The sequence below is a fragment of the Rhizobium sp. IBUN genome (assembly GCF_000510625.1).
Taxonomy (GTDB): Bacteria; Pseudomonadota; Alphaproteobacteria; order Rhizobiales; family Rhizobiaceae; genus Rhizobium; species Rhizobium altiplani.
Window position 1 is genome coordinate 15,733 of record NZ_AZNV01000043.1, and the last position, 15,899, is coordinate 31,631.

The following is a 15,899-nucleotide window of genomic DNA, read 5'->3' on the forward strand; positions in this document are numbered from 1 at the left end:
CCATTAGTCTCGCATCCGCAGTTCGTCCGTCTGGATCTGGAGGGAGCCGAGGGTGGAGAGGAAGCTCATGCCGAGCAGGCTCTGGTCGAGCTTGCCGTCCTCAGCGACGCTGGCCGGGACGTTGTGACGAACGATCGGGCCGATTGCGACCTCGGCAAGCGTCACGCGAGCTGCGCGGGCGCGGCCGTTGGCGGTCATTACGCTCATCGAATAATCGAGATTTTCCGGGATGATGCCAACTCGCTTCGCATCCTCGCGGGACAGCGCAATCATGCTGGCGCCGGTATCGACCAGCATGGAAATGCTCTGGCCATTGACCGTGACATAGGCTTCGTAGTGGCCGTTCAGGACTTTGTGAAGGATCACCTCCTGACCGCCCTCGCTGGTTGTCACGACAACGGCACGCCCCGGCACGAGGCCGGCCAGCAGGCGGTTACCGACGCCAAGCGCTTCCTGGCGATACAGATACACGGTCGCAAGAGCGAGGATCAGCACGAGCCAGATCATGAGGTTGCGCAGTGTCTCGCTGGCGCTCGTGCGCCTCGCCCAGATGCCGGCGGCCAGCATTAGTGCAATCGGAAGCAGATAGACAAAGCGGCCGAAATCATCGGTTCGCATGCCGAAGACGCGGGTCGTGTCGCCGCTGAACAAGAGGACTGCGAGACCGAGGCCAAGGACCGCAAGGACGATCGTCAGACGGTTCATGCACGCTGCTCCGCTGTGGCCTGCTGAGTCGGCTTCGATGGGGTCGTCAGTCCGCATGCGGCAAGCCGCGCGGGCAACAATGTCATCAGACGTCGGCGCTCTTCGTCGGAAAAGGAAATCCAACCGCCGATCTCCGGAAGCGTGCGACCGCAACCCGTGCACAGGGCGGTTTCCGGATCAATTGAGCAGACGTGGATGCAAGGTGTTTGCATGCAATCTATATCGAGATTTCAGAAAGCCATGGCAAGGGCGCAGAAGGCGGCGATCTCCGAAATCTGCTGGGTAGCCCCAAGCGTGTCGCCGGTGTGTCCCGTGAGTTTGCGACGGACGATGCGCGTGAAGACCATGGCGGATAAACCGCAGGCGAGAAGGGCGCAGACGAGGGGCAGGAGGCCAAGGCTCGGCCAGAGCAGCAGGGCCGCGAAAAGGCAGGCTGTGGCGAGCGCCATGTGCATCGCACCGTCGCCCGGCTGTCCCGCGGCGGCCGCCACACCATCGGGTTTTGCTGCCGGCAGCCGATGCCAGTGCCAAACGAGCGCGGCGCGGCTGATACAGGCGATCGCCGGAATGGCAAGGGCTGCAGCCATGGGCGGGGCTTCTCGTACGACAGCGGCGAGTCCCGCCGCGCGAAGCGCAAACGACAGAATCAAGGCGATCGCGCCGTAGGTCCCGATGCGGCTGTCCTTCATGATCGAAAGCGCGTGATCGCGGTCGCGCCCGCCGCCGAGGCCATCGGCGCAGTCGGCGAGGCCATCCTCGTGCAGCGCGCCGGTCAATGCCGCCTGGACGGCAAGCGCGGCGAAGGCCGACATCAGCCGGTCGGCGCGCAGGCCAAGCATGACCAGCAAGACAAGCGCAGGCAGCAGTGCGATGACAATGCCCGCCGCGGGGAAGGCACGGGAGGCGCGGTCAAGCTTGCCGTTAAAGTCGGCGAAGGCAAAAGACGGCATCGGAATACGGCTGAGGAAGGCAACCGCACGAGCAAGGTCGGCCGCATAGTTTCCGATATTCATTCTGACCCCGACCCCGCGACCATATGCAGCGCTTTAGGTGTTGTTCGCCTCGGCGCCTGCCTTTAAGAGAGTTGCGACGAAAGAAGCTGATTTGCAGCGAAAAGACAAGTTACCGACCAAGACAAGGAAGCCGAATTCATGAGCGTTTCAGGCCTGCCGTTCGACGATTTTCGGGCACTTTTGCGCGATCTGCCGGGACCGGATGCCAGGGCACTTGCTGCCGCGCGCGATCGCGATGCGCAGTTGACGAAGCCGCCCGGTGCGCTCGGACGGCTTGAGGAAATTGCATTCTGGCTCGCCGCCTGGACGGGCAGGGTGCCTGCAGTGAATCGGCCGCTGGTGGCGATCTTCGCCGGCAACCATGGCGTGACTAGGCAGGGCATCACGCCGTTTCCGCCTGCCGTCACGCAGCAGATGGTCGAGAATTTTGCGGCCGGTGGCGCTGCGATCAATCAGATTTGCGTCGCCTATGACCTCGGCCTGAAAGTCTTCGATCTGGCGCTCGACTATCCGACCGGCGACATTACCGAAGAGCCTGCTTTGTCCGAGCGTGACTGTGCGGCGACCATGGCCTTCGGCATGGAAGCGATCGCTGGCGGTACCGATCTTCTCTGCATCGGTGAGATGGGAATCGGCAACACCACGATCGCAGCGGCGATCAACTACGCCCTTTACGGCGGCACTGCGCGTGATTGGGTTGGTCCGGGCACGGGTTCCGAAGGCGAGATGCTGGAGCGCAAGATCGCAGCCGTTGAGCGAGCCGTTGCGCTCCACAGCGATCATCTGGACGATCCGCTCGAGATCATGCGCCGCCTCGGCGGTCGTGAGATCGCGGCGATGGCGGGAGCGATCCTTGCAGCGCGTGTCGAGAAGATTCCGGTATTGATCGACGGCTACGTCGCAACGGCAGCCGGCGCCATCCTCAAGGCGGCCAATCCTTCGGCGCTCGATCACTGCCTGATCGGCCACGTCTCCGGCGAGCCGGGCCATTTGCGGGCAATCGAAATGCTTGGCAAGACGCCGCTTCTGGCGCTCGGCATGCGGCTCGGCGAGGGGACGGGGGCGGCCCTTGCGGCCGGGATCGTCAAGGCGGCGGCGGCCTGCCATTCCGGCATGGCGACGTTTTCGCAGGCAGGCGTCACCAACAAGCACTGACCTTCAGGTTTGTGACAGGTTGATGACGGAGTCCTTGCCGCGGCGACCGCGAACCGGTATTCGCAATTTCTGACTGGCGGCGACAAGGCCGCCATTGACGGACAACGAGGGCAATTGATGAAACCTGCCGTGACAAAACTCACCGGCATCAGCCACTTTTTTGCAGCCGCCGGCTACTCGCTGGGCGGCTTCAGGCGGTTGATCAGGGAGGCTGCATTCCGGCAAGAACTGCTGTTCTTCGCGTTTTCAGTGATCCTCCTGATCGTCGTCGGGGCAACGCTTGCCGAGCTGATGATTGCTGTCGTGCTATTTCTTGCCCTCTTTGCCGTCGAGGCCCTGAACACGGCGATCGAGGAAGTCATCGATAGGATTTCGCCGGAGATTTCCATGGTCGGAAAGCACGCCAAGGATCTCGGCTCCTTCGCCGTCGTCTGCATGATCGTTGCGTGCGGCGTGTTCCTGCTGTTCACGATCGGCGAGCATCTGCTGTTTGGATAGAGGCGCCTGTGGTCGACCAGACGGTCAAGCAAAACTCCGGCGCTTGCGGGAGACCGCCGGCGCATCTTCGACCGCCGGGACAGTCTGGAGCACGCGTTTGGCGGGCAGGATGGCGATGACTTCGGTGCCTTCGCGCAGCTTCGATTTGAGGATGAACTGGCCGTCGTGCTTGGCGAGGATCGCCTGAACGATCGGCAGGCCGAGGCCGGTGCCTTGTTCGGCGCTCTTGATCGCGATCGACCCCTGGCCGAAGGCCGAGAGAACCACGGGGATCTCTTCTTCAGGAATCCCGGGGCCATTGTCCTTGATGGAGATGTATTGGCCCCCGCCGGCGGTCCAGCCGACCTTGACGCGGATTTCGCCGCCTTGCGGGGTGAACTTCACGGCATTGGACAGCAGATTGAGGACGACCTGACGCAATGACTTCTCATCCGCCCAAACGGCCGGCAATTCGGCCTCGAACTGCGGCGAGATGGTGATGTTCTTGCCGCGTGCGCGTAGCTGCACCATGCCGATGCAATCTTCCGAGATGTTCAGCAGCGAGACGGCTTCCTCGCTCAGCTCGTATTTTCCGGCCTCGATGCGCGAGAGGTCTAGGATCTCGTTGATAAGGTTCAGCAGATGCTCACCCGAGCGGTGAATGTCGCTGGTATATTCCTTGTAGGTGGCGTTGTTGAGCGGCCCCATCACTTCGGCGGACATGACTTCCGAGAAGCCGAGGATCGCATTGAGAGGCGTGCGCAATTCGTGCGACATGGATGCGAGGAAGCGGGACTTTGCGAGGTTTGCTTCTTCCGCCCGGCGGCGGGCCTCATCGGACATCGACTTTGCGACTTCCAACTCGGCGATCAGGTCGTCCTTCTCGGCCTGATAGGCGAGGATCCTGAGGTTGGACTGGAACAGCCGGTCGCTGATGTAGTTGAAGAGGATAACCGTCGTGGTGAAGACGGCCGTCAGGCTGATCTCGAGGATTCCACGGGAAAGGCCAGCCTGGGCGATCAGTCCGAGGACGACCGGTGCGAACGTGATGAGCACCGACGGCGTCAGCATGAAGTTCGACATCGCAGTGATCGAGAGTGCGATCAGCAGCGTGGCCCCCTTGTAGAGCAGGAAGCTCGAGGGTTCGCATGCCATGCAGTCCTGCAGGGCGAACACCGCCCAGCAGCAGCCGACCATGAATTGTCCAAACAGGAGAAGGCGGCGCCATTTGCGGGCCGTCGTCGCGTTGATCTCCTGGCCTCGGGCGCGGCGCGCCAGAAATACGTTGGTGGCATGGGCCGTCAGGGTCAGAAGCGCCCACAGAAAGATTTGCGTGTTTTCGGTGAAGTAGACGCCGAGGGCGGCGATGATCATGACGAAGAGCGGGACGATCGATGCGCCCTGCAGGACCGTATTGATATACATTACCAGCACGTCGCGATCGAACGTACCGCTTGCGGCGTGGCTCGACTGGAGGCGCTCCCGCGTCAACCGCACAGCCTTCGACACTGGCTTGTTGCGGTGGCTGCGTGACTTGTCGACGATGTTCTTGTCGGTCGATGTGCTAACGCCAGTACCCATTGTGCACGTTGAAACTTGATCCGCGGTTGTCTAAACCGTAAAGCGCAATCCTTAAGATGGTGTTAGCCATCTTTGCCAAGGATTTGTTTTTTAAGGAGGCGAAAGCGTGACGCGCGGTTTGCGGGTGATGCGCGACGGCGTGACGGCGCTGGCTCTGCTGGCATTCCTGTGGCTGATTGCAGCCAAGCTGAATGATGACGCGGCAACGGTCTATTCCGGCCAGTTTCATGCGGCTGACGGCGACAGCCTGAACATAGGCGGCGATCGGATGCGGCTATACGGTATCGACGCGCCCGAGCTCAGCCAGACATGCGAGCGTGCGGGCAGCGAATGGGCGTGCGGGCGAGAGGCGAAGCAGGCGTTGCAAGCCCTTGTCAGGGCCAACGATACGCAATGCAGGGGAACCGAACGGGACCGTTTCGATCGCCTGCTGGTGGTCTGCCATGCTGGGGGGGCGGATCTCAACGCCACGATGGTGCGAAAGGGCATGGCGGTATCCTACGGAGCGTATGGTGACGAGGAGGCGCGGGCGAGGGCGCAGAAGGTCGGGCTCTGGGAGGGCACGTTCGAGATGCCGCGGAGCGTACGCGACCATGCGCCGCGACCAGTTGCACGAGGTGTCCTGGGGTTGCTCGGATGGTGATCTCAAGAGGTGCGCCGGACGAGGCAGCGCTCGATAGTCTTCGGCAGGAGATTGCGGCCTGCCGCATCTGTCGTGACACGCCGCTTGGCGGCGCGAATGGTCGTTTGCCGCACGAGCCGCGGCCGGTCGCAGTGATATCGTCGAAGGCGAGGATCCTGATCGCGGGGCAGGCGCCCGGCCTCAAGGTTCATGAGAGCGGCATTCCCTTCAATGATGCATCCGGCGACCGGTTGCGCGACTGGCTGAGGGTGGATCGGGAGACGTTCTACGACCCCGACTGTTTCGCCATCGTGCCGATGGGCTTCTGTTTTCCCGGCTATGATTCGAAGGGAAGCGACCTGCCGCCGCGGCGTGAATGTGCGCCGCATTGGCGGAGCAGGGTCATATCGGCCATGCCGCAGATCGAGCTTGTCCTTGCAGTCGGCCAATATGCGCAGGCGTGGCACATGGGCGCGGAGCGCAGCGAGAATATGACGGAGACGGTGCGAGCCTGGCGAACGACGCTGTCGAAGGTCCGCATGCCTGGCATCTTGCCGCTGCCTCATCCGAGCTGGCGCAATACCGGATGGATCAAGCGCAACCCGTGGTTCGAGACGGAGTTGTTGCCTGTGCTGCGCGAGCGGGTCGCCTCATTGCTGCGCTGAAACAAAATTCTTTTAAACTGCCGGAATCACGCTATACAAAGAAAATAAATTCGAAAGGGCTTTTCCGTATGGACCGTCTCGACCGCAAAATCCTGCGCCTGTTGCAGGAGGATTCGACTTTGGCTGTTGCCGATCTCGCCAAGAAGGTCGGGCTGTCCACGACACCCTGCTGGCGGCGCATCCAGAAGATGGAAGAGGATGGCGTGATCAAGCGGCGCGTCGCCATCCTTGACCCGGAAAAGGTCAACACAAAGGTCACGGTTTTTGTCTCGATCCGCACCGCAACACACTCGATCGAGTGGCTGCGGCGTTTTTCGGAAGTCGTTGCCGATTTTCCCGAGGTGGTCGAGTTCTATCGCATGAGCGGCGACGTGGACTACCTTCTGCGGGTGGTCGTGCCTGACATTGCCGCCTATGACGCCTTCTACAAGCGGATGATCGCAAAGATCGAGATTCGCGACGTGTCTTCCGCCTTCGCGATGGAGCAGATCAAGTATTCGACGCAGTTGCCGCTCGATTACATGATCCTCGACAACGCGAAGTCGAACGAGGACTGATACGAGAGCCGCGGCAGTTGCTAGTCGCTCTGCCGCAGGTTCCTGAGCCGGTCAAACAGAACCGCGAGAACGATCGCGCCGCCGATGAAGGTGCCCTGCCAGAAGGCGTTGATGCCGAGCAGGCCGAGGCTGTTGCGGATGACCTCGATCAACGCGGCGCCGACAATGGCGCCGAAGGCGGTGCCGACGCCGCCTGCAAGATTGGCGCCGCCGATGACGGCTGCGGCGATGACCTGCAGTTCCATCCCTGCACCGATGTTCGTGGTTACGGCACCCAGCCATCCGGTCTGGATGATGCCGGCGACACCGGCTGAGAGAGCCGAGATCATATAAACCGCGACTTTGATCTTCCTGACAGGCACGCCCGTCAGCGTGGCTGCATGCTCGTTTCCACCAATCGCGAAGACATAACGGCCGAAGCGCGTCCAGCGCAGCACGAAGCCGGTCAGCAGCGCCAGCACGGCCATGTAAAGGACAGGATTGGCGATGCCGAGCCATGCGCCGCCGCCAAGCGCCAGCAGCTTGTCGTGATCCGGGCCGAACTGGAAGACGACGGTATTGTTGGAGGCCACCATTGCGAGGCTGCGGGCAATTGACAGCATGCCAAGGGTGACGACGAACGGCGGGAATCCGAGATAGGCAATCAACAGGCCGTTGAAGGCGCCGACCACCAGCGCCGTGCCGATCGAGGCCGCAATGCCGGTCCCGATCCCATAGCCGGCATGCATCGTAACCGCCAACACCATACTGCAGAGGCAAAGAACCGACCCAACGGACAGATCGATGCCTCCGGTGATGATGACCAGCGTCATGCCGAGAGCAATGATGGCGACAAAGGTGACGTTGCGGGTGATGTTGTAGAGATTGGTGGGGGTGGCGAAGGAGCTCGTGGCGAAGGACAGGAAGATGCAGGCGATGATGACGGCGACGAGGACCCAGAAGGTCTGGCTCGCGAATACGGACGAGAACCAGTTGCGCTGCCTTTGCGCTATCGTCTGATCGAGGGTTATTGCCATGGTCGACCTTCACTTACGTTAGGGAGCGGCTGCCAGTCACACCTGTTCGATTGCGCCTGTTATGAGCCCGGTGACTTCCTCCGGCGAACTCGCCGTTATCGGCTTGTCGGCAACCTTGCGCCCGCGCCGCATGACGATCACCCGATCGGCGACCGAGAAAACGTCAGGCATGCGGTGGCTGATGAGAATGACCGCGATGCCGCGATCGCGCAGTTGACGGATGTGAGCAAGAACCTCGGCAACCTGGCGAACCGAGATGGCGGCGGTAGGCTCGTCCATGAGCACGAGCTTCGCTTCCGCCAGCATGGTGCGAGCGATTGCGACGGCCTGGCGCTGACCACCCGACATCTGCTTCACCAGATCTCGCGGCCGCGTCTCCGATTTCAGTTCCTTGAAGATTTCGCCGGCGCGCTTGTACATCGTCTTGTAATCGAGAATGCGCATGGGGCCGTAACCACGGCGCATCTCGCGGCCGAGGAACACGTTCGCTGCGGCCGTCAGATTGTTGCAGAGCGCCAGGTCCTGGTGGACGATCTCGATGCCCCGCTGCCGGGCCTCGATTGGTCGATGCAGAATGAGGTCGTTGCCGTCGAGCCGCATCGTTCCATGGCTCGGACGGAAATTGCCCGCGATCATTTTCACGAGCGTCGATTTGCCGGCGCCATTATCGCCCATCAATCCGACGACTTCTCCCGCTTCCAGCAAAAACGAAACGTCGTTGACCGCCTGTATGGCGCCGAAATGTTTGGAGATGTTGGCGAGCTCAAGAACTGCCACCAGCCGTCTAGCCTCCCAAAGCGCGACCCTTTCTTGGGGCCGCTGATTCGCTCGCCAGTTTCCTCCCTGCGAACGCTTACAACATTTACCCAGAACCGTGCGAAACCGTCAATCGGATGCTGCTAATTTACCGTCTTTGTTACAATTACTCGTTTCATACTACAATTCGATTGACGCGCGGAGGTCTCTGTATATTAGCTGTTGACGGAGGAGAGCATGCTGATCCTTGTCACCGGTGCAACGGGCAAGGTCGGGCAGCGCTTCATCGGGGGGCTGCTCGACGATCCGCGATTTTCCAAGGCGCGCATTCGCGCGCTTTGTCATAATCGCTTGTGCCCGGAAAACGAGCGCGTCGAAGCTGTGCGAGGCTCAATCAGCGATCGAGGGGCCGTGTCGAATGCGCTTGCCGGCGTCACGCATGTCGTGCATCTCGCGACATGCAAGGAAACGCCTGAAGATGTCATGGACGTCACCGTCAAGGGACTTTTCTGGCTGCTCGAGGGCTTCAGGACGAGCGCTACTGCGCGCCAATTCATTCTTATCGGCGGCGATGCAGGGATAGGGCACTTTTTCTATCGCCATGAAGCGCCAATCACAGAGGCTACGCCTCACCAAGCCTATCCCGGCTGCTATGCGCTGTCGAAGGTGCTGGAAGAGGTGATGCTGGAGCAGTTCCAGATACAGTATGGCATAAATGGCTGCTGCTTGCGCGCGCCCTGGATCATGGAGAAGGACGACTTCAAGTTCACCTTGTCGTTCGGCGACGATGTTTTCGGCGGGCCGGACTGGAAGACACTCGTGCCGCGGGCTGATGCGGAGCGCTATCAGCGGGAGCAGACGGTGCCGTTGTTGCGCGATGCCGACGGCAGGCCGCTGAAGCGCAATTTCGTTCACGTTGACGATCTGGTTTCGGCGATCCTCGCGTCGCTCGACAATCCGCGCGCGCGAGGTCAGCTGTTCAACATCTGCATGGACCGACCTGTCGACTACGGCGAGGTTGCCGCCCACCTTTCGCGGACGCGCGGCCTCGGTGCGGTCGATATACCGAGCCAGTTCCATTCCAACTGGATGGACAACAGCAAGGCGAAATACCTGCTCGAATGGCGGCCCGTCTACGATCTGGAAATGCTAATCGACTCGGCCTGGGGGTATGTGCGTTTGGAGGAGGATCCTCGCATCGTCTGGTATCCGGGTTGATCATGTGGCGGACGATGGCGTCCGCCATTTTTTCAATGGGAGGAAGCTATGAGGAAGGCATTATTGCTTACAGCCGCGGTGCTGGCGCTGACGGCGGGACAGGCGCTGGCGGCCAAGAAACAGTTGGTCATCGTTGTGAAAGGCCTCGACAACCCGTTCTTCGAGGCAATCAACCAAGGCTGCCAGAAGTGGAACAAGGAAAACGCCAGCTCCGAATACGAGTGCTTCTACACTGGCCCTGCATCGACTTCGGATGAAGCCGGCGAAGCGCAAATCGTTCAGGACGTGTTGGGCAAGGCGGAAACGGTGGCCATCGCCATTTCTCCGTCGAACGCCAAACTGATCGCTCAGACGCTGAAGACGGCAAATCCCAAGGTTCCCGTGATGACGCTCGACGCCGACCTTGCGGCGGAAGATTCAGCACTGCGCAAGACTTATCTCGGCACCGATAACTATCTGATGGGCGCGCGCATCGGCGAGTACATCAAGAAGGCCAAGCCGCAGGGCGGCAAGATCTGCACGATCGAAGGCAACCCGGGTGCCGACAACATTCTGCGTCGCGCGCAGGGGATGCGTGACACCCTGACCGGCCAGAAAGGCCTGACCGCGCTGAAAGGCGAGGGCGGGTGGACCGAAGTTGCCGGTTGCCCGGTCTTCACGAACGACGATGGCGCCAAAGGCGTTCAGGCCATGACCGACATTCTCCAGGCAAACCCGGATCTCGATGCTTTCGGGATTATGGGCGGCTGGCCGCTGTTCGGCGCGCCGCAGCCCTATCGCGACCTGTTCAAGCCGATGGCCGAAAAGATTGGCAAGAACGAGTTCGTGATCGGTGCGGCCGACACGATCGGTGATGAAGTCGCGATCGCCAAGGAAGGTCTCGTCACCGCTCTTGTCGGCCAGCGGCCGTTCGAAATGGGCTACAAGGCACCGTCAGTGATGATGGACCTGATCGCCGGCAAGACGGTCCCGGATCCAGTCTTCACCGGCCTCGATGAGTGCACCAAGGATACGGTCGATACCTGCATCCAGAAATAGTGGGGGGGAAGGACGGCGGGCGGATACCATCATCCGCTCGCTGTCTTTTACAGCTATTATCGCGTTGCCGACTTTCGCTCGAGCCTCGCGATGACCTTCTCGCTTTTGAGTTCCCGGACGGTGTCCTTGCCGATCCAGCGCGCGGTCCGGCCGTCGGATGCGGCAAGTCGTTCTGCGACTGTGCATGCGCGAGCATGGCAATGCAGGTTGCGTTTGCCGATGTTTCGCAGCGCCCAGTTGACCGCCTTGCGTACGAAATTGCGCGGGTCGCGAGCGTGCGCGTCTATAAGTGGAAGCCAGGCAAGGATCGTGTCGTCCGGCTCATTCTTCAGATGCACGGCTGCGCGGGCAATCATCGCAAAGGCAGTTCGCCGAACGAACTCGCGATCGTCGGCTGCGAATTCAGGTATGAGCGCCTTGAGACCAGCCTCGACGTAGAGGTCTGCCGCCGTATCGACGATTTCCCACGAGTGAAAGTCATCGGACCATGTTCTGGCGAGGTCTGCCGTGAGCTTCTGCGGTTCGGCCGTATAGAGCGCTAGCAGGCGCGCTTCGCGGATGTTGCCTTGCCACAGCTCCAGCGCACGGCTGTTACTTTGCTTCACCGATCGGGCAATCTTTCGGAGATCCGAATTGGAGATGCCGAGCGCCGTTTCGGTGACGATGCCGAAACGGGCCATGCCTGATATGTTTTCCTCCGAGCGCAGCGTTTGCAGATGCGCAATCAGCTCCGCGCTGCTGGAGGAGGGACCGATCATTTTTCGAGACGGGCCAGGAGCGAGGACGTATCCCAGCGATTGCCGCCCATGGCCTGGACGTCACCATAGAATTGGTCGACCAAGGCCGTCACCGGCAGCTTCGCGCCGTTGCGGCGTGCCTCGTTGAGCACAATCCCGAGATCCTTGCGCATCCAGTCGATGGCAAAGCCGAAGTCGTACTTGCCTGCATTCATCGTTTTGTGCCGGTTCTCCATCTGCCAGGAGCCGGCAGCACCCTTGGAGATAACCTCGACGACCTTCTCGATGTCGAGGCCGGCGCGCTTGCCGAAGTGAATGCCCTCCGCCAGCCCTTGGACGAGGCCGGCGATGCAGATCTGGTTGATCATCTTGGTCAGCTGACCGGCGCCCGCCGGTCCCATGAGGCCGACCATCCGGGCGTAGGCATCGATCACCGGCTTTGCCTTGTCAAAGATAGCCTCGTCACCACCGCACATGACGGTCAAGACGCCGTTCTCGGCGCCGGCCTGTCCACCCGATACCGGGGCATCGATAAAGGCGCAGCCCTTGCCTTTTGCGGCGGCATCGAGCTCGCGGGCAACTTCCGCGCTCGCGGTCGTGTTGTCGATCAGGATCGCGCCGGGCTTCATCGTCTGGAGAACGCCGTTTTCACCTGTTGTCACCGAACGGAGATCATCGTCGTTGCCGACGCAGGTAAAGACGAAATCCGCATCCTTGGCCGCTTCGGCGGGTGTTGGGGCCGCTCTGCCGCCGAACTTCTCCGCCCAGGCCGCCGCCTTCGATGCGGTCCGGTTGTAGACGGTAACGTCATGGCCGCCCTTCACCTTGAGATGGCCAGCCATGGGAAACCCCATTACGCCAAGACCGATGAATGCGACTTTTGCCATGTGCCAATCCTCTCCTGAATGCCGGGCATGAGGATTAGCGGAAAGCACGGCGCTCGGAAAGCCGTCGAAGTGCGGGTTGCATCGTGGCGGAAAAATTTTCTCCGGAAGCGGCAATTGCCGGTTCGGATAATCCGGCGAGCCTCGAAAGATAATAATTACAAATGTCGATCGATTTGATGGTTTTTGTCAAAATTGCAACCAGACACTGGAGCGCCGAGAGCGGCTGACTTCCAGAGAGGGAAGACGATGATTTTACGACGTCAAACACTGGGGCTTTTCGGCATGGCACCGTCCTGAACACCGACGACGGGCGCCTCGCACGCAAAGCAAAGCTAATTCAATTCCGACTAGAAGGCATCATTTCCATGACCGGCAAACACGATCCCATCAATTTCCTCTGGTTCATCCCGACCTCGGGGGATGGTGCCTATCTCGGCTCGAACGAGCAGACGCGCGCGCCGGAAATCGGTTATCTCACCCAGATTGCCCAGGCGGCTGATCGCCTTGGGTACTCCGGCGTGCTGCTGCCGACGGGCGTTGCCTGTGAAGAATCCTTCGTGACAGCGGCAGCGCTCGCGGCCAAGACCGAGAAGCTGCAGTTTCTGGTGGCAATCCGTCCGGGTACGGCATCACCGGCATACTACGCGCGTCTAACGACGACGCTGGACCGTATTTCGAATGGGCGCCTGCTGCTCAACATCGTCGTCGGCGGCAGTCCGGCGGAGCTTGCCGGCGACGGCATTCATTTGGCCCACGACGAGCGCTATGCCCATGCCGATGAGTTCTTCACGGTCTTCGAAGAGCTGCTCGAAATGGGTGTCGCGAGTTACGACGGCAGATACATCAAGGCGACGAATGCGAAGCTTGGCTTTCCATCGGTGCAGAACCCGCGGCCGCCCCTGTACTTCGGCGGTTCGTCGGATGCTGGTATCGACTTCTCGGTCGGCCGCGTCGACAAGTACCTGACCTGGGGCGAGCCGCCGGCTCAGGTTGCAGAAAAGGTTCAAAAGGTACGGGCTGCCGCGGCGAACAAGGGGCGCGAGGTCAGCTTCGGCATTCGCCTGCATTTCATCGTCCGCGAAACCGATGAGGAAGCATGGGCAGCGGCCGATCGTCTGATCTCGAAACTCGACGATGAGACGATCCGCGAGGCGCAGGAGCGCTTTGTCAAGGAATCCGACTCCGTCGGCCAGCAGCGTATGGCGGCCCTGCACGGTGGCCGGCGCGACAAGCTGGAAGTGTCGCCGAACCTTTGGGCCGGTGTCGGCTTGGTGCGCGCCGGGGCAGGGACAGCACTTGTCGGGTCGCCGAAGACCGTGGCCGCTCGCCTGCGGGAATATCAGGACGTCGGTATCGATACGGTCATCGGATCCGGTTATCCGCATCTCGAGGAGGCCTATCGCGTTGCCGAGCTACTGTTCCCGGAACTCGGGATCACGCGCGAAGAGCAGCGTCACGGCTTCCAGAGCGATTTCGGCAAGCATCAGGTCTTCGGTGGCGGCAGCCATGGTGGAAACCTCAAAGTGGTGTCCGGCTCCTGATGTGCCAACCGGCGCCGTCTGTTGTCGGGCGGCGCGCTTTCATCGACGACGCACCTGCCGACCATCCTCGCCGGATCCTGCGTCGACCGGTGGTGCTGGCTTAGCTACAGCCCGGCCTCTTCCGGCTAGTGCACCAACGCGTTGACTGTGACAATCAGGAGAAAGGCAGCGATAACCAAGGACGCTCCCCAGGCAACCGTGCGATTGGCCCGGGCCAGGACGCTTGGCCTGGGGCCGCGCTTGGGATTGAATCTCGGCCGCCGCTTGAGCGTGGATCCGGTTTGTGTGTGTCGTTTATCTGCAGTCATACTGCCTCGCCTGCCGCCGTGAGATGCCGAGGCGCCAACCTAGCATGAAACCGGTTCAAGATTTAGTGCGCTGTGCTGCCGTCGCGCTCGACAAACGCCTGTATGCGATCGACCAGAATTTCCGTTCCCTGCCGTCGCGAGCCACCGTCGGTATAGTCATCGAGGAAGACGACCTGTTCCGTAAAGAGCATGGTTGTTCCTGATGGCGTAGCTTCGAAGGTGATCGTCGCAAGCGATGCCGAAATGCGGGTTTCGCCGAGCTTCATGTCGTAGGCATAGATGATGCGGGCCTGCGGCACGATATCGAGATAGCGCGCCTCGTAGGCATGCAGCACGCCGTCGCTGTCTGCGACGCGATTGCGCTCCTGGCCGCCGATGCGGAACTCGAGGCTGTATTCGATGGGCACCCACTCGTCGTGGCATGCAAACCACTGCCGCTTGGCCTCCGCATCGGCCCAGGCGGCAAACACCCGTGAGACCGGCGCCCGCATCTTTCGCTCGATTGCGAATGTCTCGTGCATGGCGGAATGTCTTGTCATGTCGTTCGTCACTCCGGTTGGTCGTCCGAGAGAAATCGTTCAAGTCGGTCAAAGCTGGCGTTCCAGCTTGCCTTGTGTCCGGCAAGCCAGCGTTCCACCTGGCCCAATGCGCCTGCTTCCAGGCGATAAGTCCGCACGCGGCCGCTCTTTTCGGAATGGACAAGGCCGCTCCTTTCCAGCACGGCGAGATGTTTCATAACGGTCGGCAGAGCCATCGACAGAGGCTCGGCAAGCTCTGACACCGAGGCTGGCCCGCGGCCGAGACGATCAACCATCCCGCGCCGGCTGCGGTCCGAAAGCGCGTGGAACATCTCATCGAGTGTGGCCGGTTCGTCCATCATATAGAGGCTTCGTCCGGCCGGAAGCGTGCGGGTAGCCGTTCCCGGTAGGGATAGAATCTGAAATACGGCCGCGCTTCTTCAAGGACCCGTGCAAAGGACGGGCGCGCCAGTAGCCTGTCGTAGTAAGCCCGCAGGCTTGGCTGGCCGGCGAAAGGGACAAGGGTCTCGGCATAGAAGAGGGCGGGTGCCGCGGCGCAGTCGGCCATGGTGAAGCTATCCCCTGCGATCCAAGGGTGTTCGCCGAGTTTCTGCTCGATCATGCCGTAGGCCTTGCGCAGCGCCGCCTCAGCACCGGCCACGCGGCTCGGATCGCCGCCGCCGCGCAGACGTTCGGCGACGATCTGTTGCATCGGTTCCTGCACGTGCAGGTCAAAGAAGCGATCCCACAGGCGGACCTCAAGCGCTTTGTCGAAATCGCCTGGGATGAGGGCCGTCGCACCCGGATAGTAGCGATCGAGATACTCGATGATGATCGTCGTTTCAGGGACAGTGCGATTGTGTGCCTCGTCGCGCAGCACCGGCATCTTTCCGAGTGGCCAGACGCTGAGGAACGCGGCTCTCGATGCCTCGTTTCCGAGATCGACATGGACCGCCTCGAAGGGCGCGCCATTCTCGTAAAGGGCGATCAGGACCTTGTGGCAGAAGGATGCAAGCGGATGACTGTGGAGGAAGAGCGACATGCGGCCGGCCTTTCACGTTGTTTTAAAACTTGCGTGGATGGCTAAGTATCAGGGTGCCGCTTC

Annotated in this window: 19 protein-coding genes; 8 read left to right on the forward strand and 11 right to left on the reverse strand. The window is 61.1% G+C overall.

The window, feature by feature from the left end; all coding sequences use genetic code 11:
• Positions 1-3: 3 nt before the first annotated feature.
• From RHIBUN_RS0127175 to RHIBUN_RS0127185, 3 genes are read right to left on the reverse strand one after another with little or no spacing between them, the layout of a single operon-like run.
• Entirely contained in the window at positions 4-705 is a 702-nt protein-coding gene (locus tag RHIBUN_RS0127175; RefSeq protein WP_025661983.1) for a TIGR02281 family clan AA aspartic protease, read from the reverse strand.
• Positions 702-917 carry a DUF1289 domain-containing protein gene (locus tag RHIBUN_RS0127180; RefSeq protein WP_025661984.1) on the reverse strand — a complete coding sequence of 72 codons (216 nt, stop codon included), beginning with the start codon at positions 915-917 and terminating at the stop codon, positions 702-704. The genes RHIBUN_RS0127175 and RHIBUN_RS0127180 overlap by 4 nt, the downstream gene beginning before the upstream one ends.
• Before the next feature lie 18 nt (positions 918-935).
• Positions 936-1,718: an adenosylcobinamide-GDP ribazoletransferase gene (locus RHIBUN_RS0127185; RefSeq protein ID WP_025661985.1), complete on the reverse strand. Its 783-nt coding sequence runs from the start codon at positions 1,716-1,718 to the stop codon at positions 936-938.
• Positions 1,719-1,856: 138 nt separating this feature from the next.
• Here RHIBUN_RS0127185 and cobT point away from each other — a divergent pair, with 138 nt between their 5' ends.
• Positions 1,857-2,873, forward strand: coding sequence for a nicotinate-nucleotide--dimethylbenzimidazole phosphoribosyltransferase (cobT, locus tag RHIBUN_RS0127190; protein WP_025661986.1), 1,017 nt, complete (start codon positions 1,857-1,859; stop codon positions 2,871-2,873).
• 117 nt (positions 2,874-2,990) lie between these two features.
• A complete protein-coding gene (locus RHIBUN_RS0127195; protein ID WP_037217716.1) occupies positions 2,991-3,371 on the forward strand; it encodes a diacylglycerol kinase in 381 nt (126 codons plus the stop codon).
• 24 nt (positions 3,372-3,395) lie between these two features.
• On the opposite strand, the gene RHIBUN_RS0127200 is transcribed toward RHIBUN_RS0127195, so the two are convergent.
• Positions 3,396-4,931, reverse strand: a complete 1,536-nt coding sequence (locus RHIBUN_RS0127200) for a HAMP domain-containing sensor histidine kinase (RefSeq protein ID WP_025661988.1) — start codon at positions 4,929-4,931, stop codon at positions 3,396-3,398.
• A gap of 106 nt (positions 4,932-5,037) precedes the next feature.
• Here RHIBUN_RS0127200 and RHIBUN_RS0127205 point away from each other — a divergent pair, with 106 nt between their 5' ends.
• The 3 genes from RHIBUN_RS0127205 to RHIBUN_RS0127215 all read left to right on the forward strand — a co-directional run bounded on the left by RHIBUN_RS0127205 (position 5,038) and on the right by RHIBUN_RS0127215 (position 6,775).
• Positions 5,038-5,574, forward strand: coding sequence for a thermonuclease family protein (locus RHIBUN_RS0127205; protein WP_025661989.1), 537 nt, complete (start codon positions 5,038-5,040; stop codon positions 5,572-5,574).
• Positions 5,568-6,218 (forward strand): uracil-DNA glycosylase family protein, encoded by a 651-nt coding sequence (locus RHIBUN_RS0127210; RefSeq protein WP_025661990.1) that lies wholly within the window; start codon positions 5,568-5,570, stop codon positions 6,216-6,218. The genes RHIBUN_RS0127205 and RHIBUN_RS0127210 overlap by 7 nt, the downstream gene beginning before the upstream one ends.
• A 68-nt stretch (positions 6,219-6,286) precedes the next feature.
• Entirely contained in the window at positions 6,287-6,775 is a 489-nt protein-coding gene (locus RHIBUN_RS0127215) for an Lrp/AsnC family transcriptional regulator (protein ID WP_007533095.1), read from the forward strand.
• Between the two features lie 20 nt (positions 6,776-6,795).
• Here RHIBUN_RS0127215 and RHIBUN_RS0127220 read toward each other — a convergent pair whose 3' ends face one another.
• Together RHIBUN_RS0127220 and RHIBUN_RS0127225 are read right to left on the reverse strand one after the other, a co-directional pair.
• On the reverse strand, positions 6,796-7,791 hold the full coding sequence (locus tag RHIBUN_RS0127220; protein ID WP_018854787.1) for an ABC transporter permease: 996 nt from the start codon (positions 7,789-7,791) through the stop codon (positions 6,796-6,798).
• A gap of 36 nt (positions 7,792-7,827) precedes the next feature.
• Complete coding sequence (locus RHIBUN_RS0127225) at positions 7,828-8,571, reverse strand: ATP-binding cassette domain-containing protein (RefSeq protein WP_037217718.1); 744 nt, start codon at positions 8,569-8,571, stop codon at positions 7,828-7,830.
• 213 nt (positions 8,572-8,784) lie between these two features.
• Here RHIBUN_RS0127225 and RHIBUN_RS0127230 point away from each other — a divergent pair, with 213 nt between their 5' ends.
• Together RHIBUN_RS0127230 and RHIBUN_RS0127235 are read left to right on the forward strand one after the other, a co-directional pair.
• Positions 8,785-9,765, forward strand: coding sequence for an NAD(P)-dependent oxidoreductase (locus RHIBUN_RS0127230; protein ID WP_025661992.1), 981 nt, complete (start codon positions 8,785-8,787; stop codon positions 9,763-9,765).
• 48 nt (positions 9,766-9,813) lie between these two features.
• On the forward strand, positions 9,814-10,803 hold the full coding sequence (locus RHIBUN_RS0127235) for a sugar-binding protein (protein WP_018854790.1): 990 nt from the start codon (positions 9,814-9,816) through the stop codon (positions 10,801-10,803).
• Positions 10,804-10,859: 56 nt separating this feature from the next.
• On the opposite strand, the gene RHIBUN_RS0127240 is transcribed toward RHIBUN_RS0127235, so the two are convergent.
• Together RHIBUN_RS0127240 and RHIBUN_RS0127245 are read right to left on the reverse strand one after the other, a co-directional pair.
• Positions 10,860-11,561: a DNA alkylation repair protein gene (locus RHIBUN_RS0127240; RefSeq protein WP_025661993.1), complete on the reverse strand. Its 702-nt coding sequence runs from the start codon at positions 11,559-11,561 to the stop codon at positions 10,860-10,862.
• Entirely contained in the window at positions 11,558-12,475 is a 918-nt protein-coding gene (locus RHIBUN_RS0127245; RefSeq protein ID WP_280949582.1) for an NAD(P)-dependent oxidoreductase, read from the reverse strand. Before RHIBUN_RS0127245 ends, RHIBUN_RS0127240 begins: the two co-directional genes overlap by 4 nt.
• A gap of 317 nt (positions 12,476-12,792) precedes the next feature.
• Between RHIBUN_RS0127245 and ssuD the strand changes: the two genes are divergently transcribed.
• Positions 12,793-13,968, forward strand: a complete 1,176-nt coding sequence (gene ssuD / locus RHIBUN_RS0127250; RefSeq protein ID WP_025661995.1) for an FMNH2-dependent alkanesulfonate monooxygenase — start codon at positions 12,793-12,795, stop codon at positions 13,966-13,968.
• A gap of 370 nt (positions 13,969-14,338) precedes the next feature.
• Here ssuD and RHIBUN_RS0127255 read toward each other — a convergent pair whose 3' ends face one another.
• Genes RHIBUN_RS0127255 through RHIBUN_RS0127265 form a run of 3 tightly spaced genes read right to left on the reverse strand, consistent with a single transcriptional unit; the run spans position 14,339 to position 15,836 of the window.
• Positions 14,339-14,815, reverse strand: a complete 477-nt coding sequence (locus RHIBUN_RS0127255) for an SRPBCC family protein (RefSeq protein WP_025661996.1) — start codon at positions 14,813-14,815, stop codon at positions 14,339-14,341.
• 8 nt (positions 14,816-14,823) lie between these two features.
• Complete coding sequence (locus RHIBUN_RS0127260; RefSeq protein WP_025661997.1) at positions 14,824-15,156, reverse strand: metalloregulator ArsR/SmtB family transcription factor; 333 nt, start codon at positions 15,154-15,156, stop codon at positions 14,824-14,826.
• Positions 15,153-15,836: a glutathione S-transferase family protein gene (locus RHIBUN_RS0127265; RefSeq protein WP_025661998.1), complete on the reverse strand. Its 684-nt coding sequence runs from the start codon at positions 15,834-15,836 to the stop codon at positions 15,153-15,155. The genes RHIBUN_RS0127260 and RHIBUN_RS0127265 overlap by 4 nt, the downstream gene beginning before the upstream one ends.
• Positions 15,837-15,899: the final 63 nt, after the last annotated feature.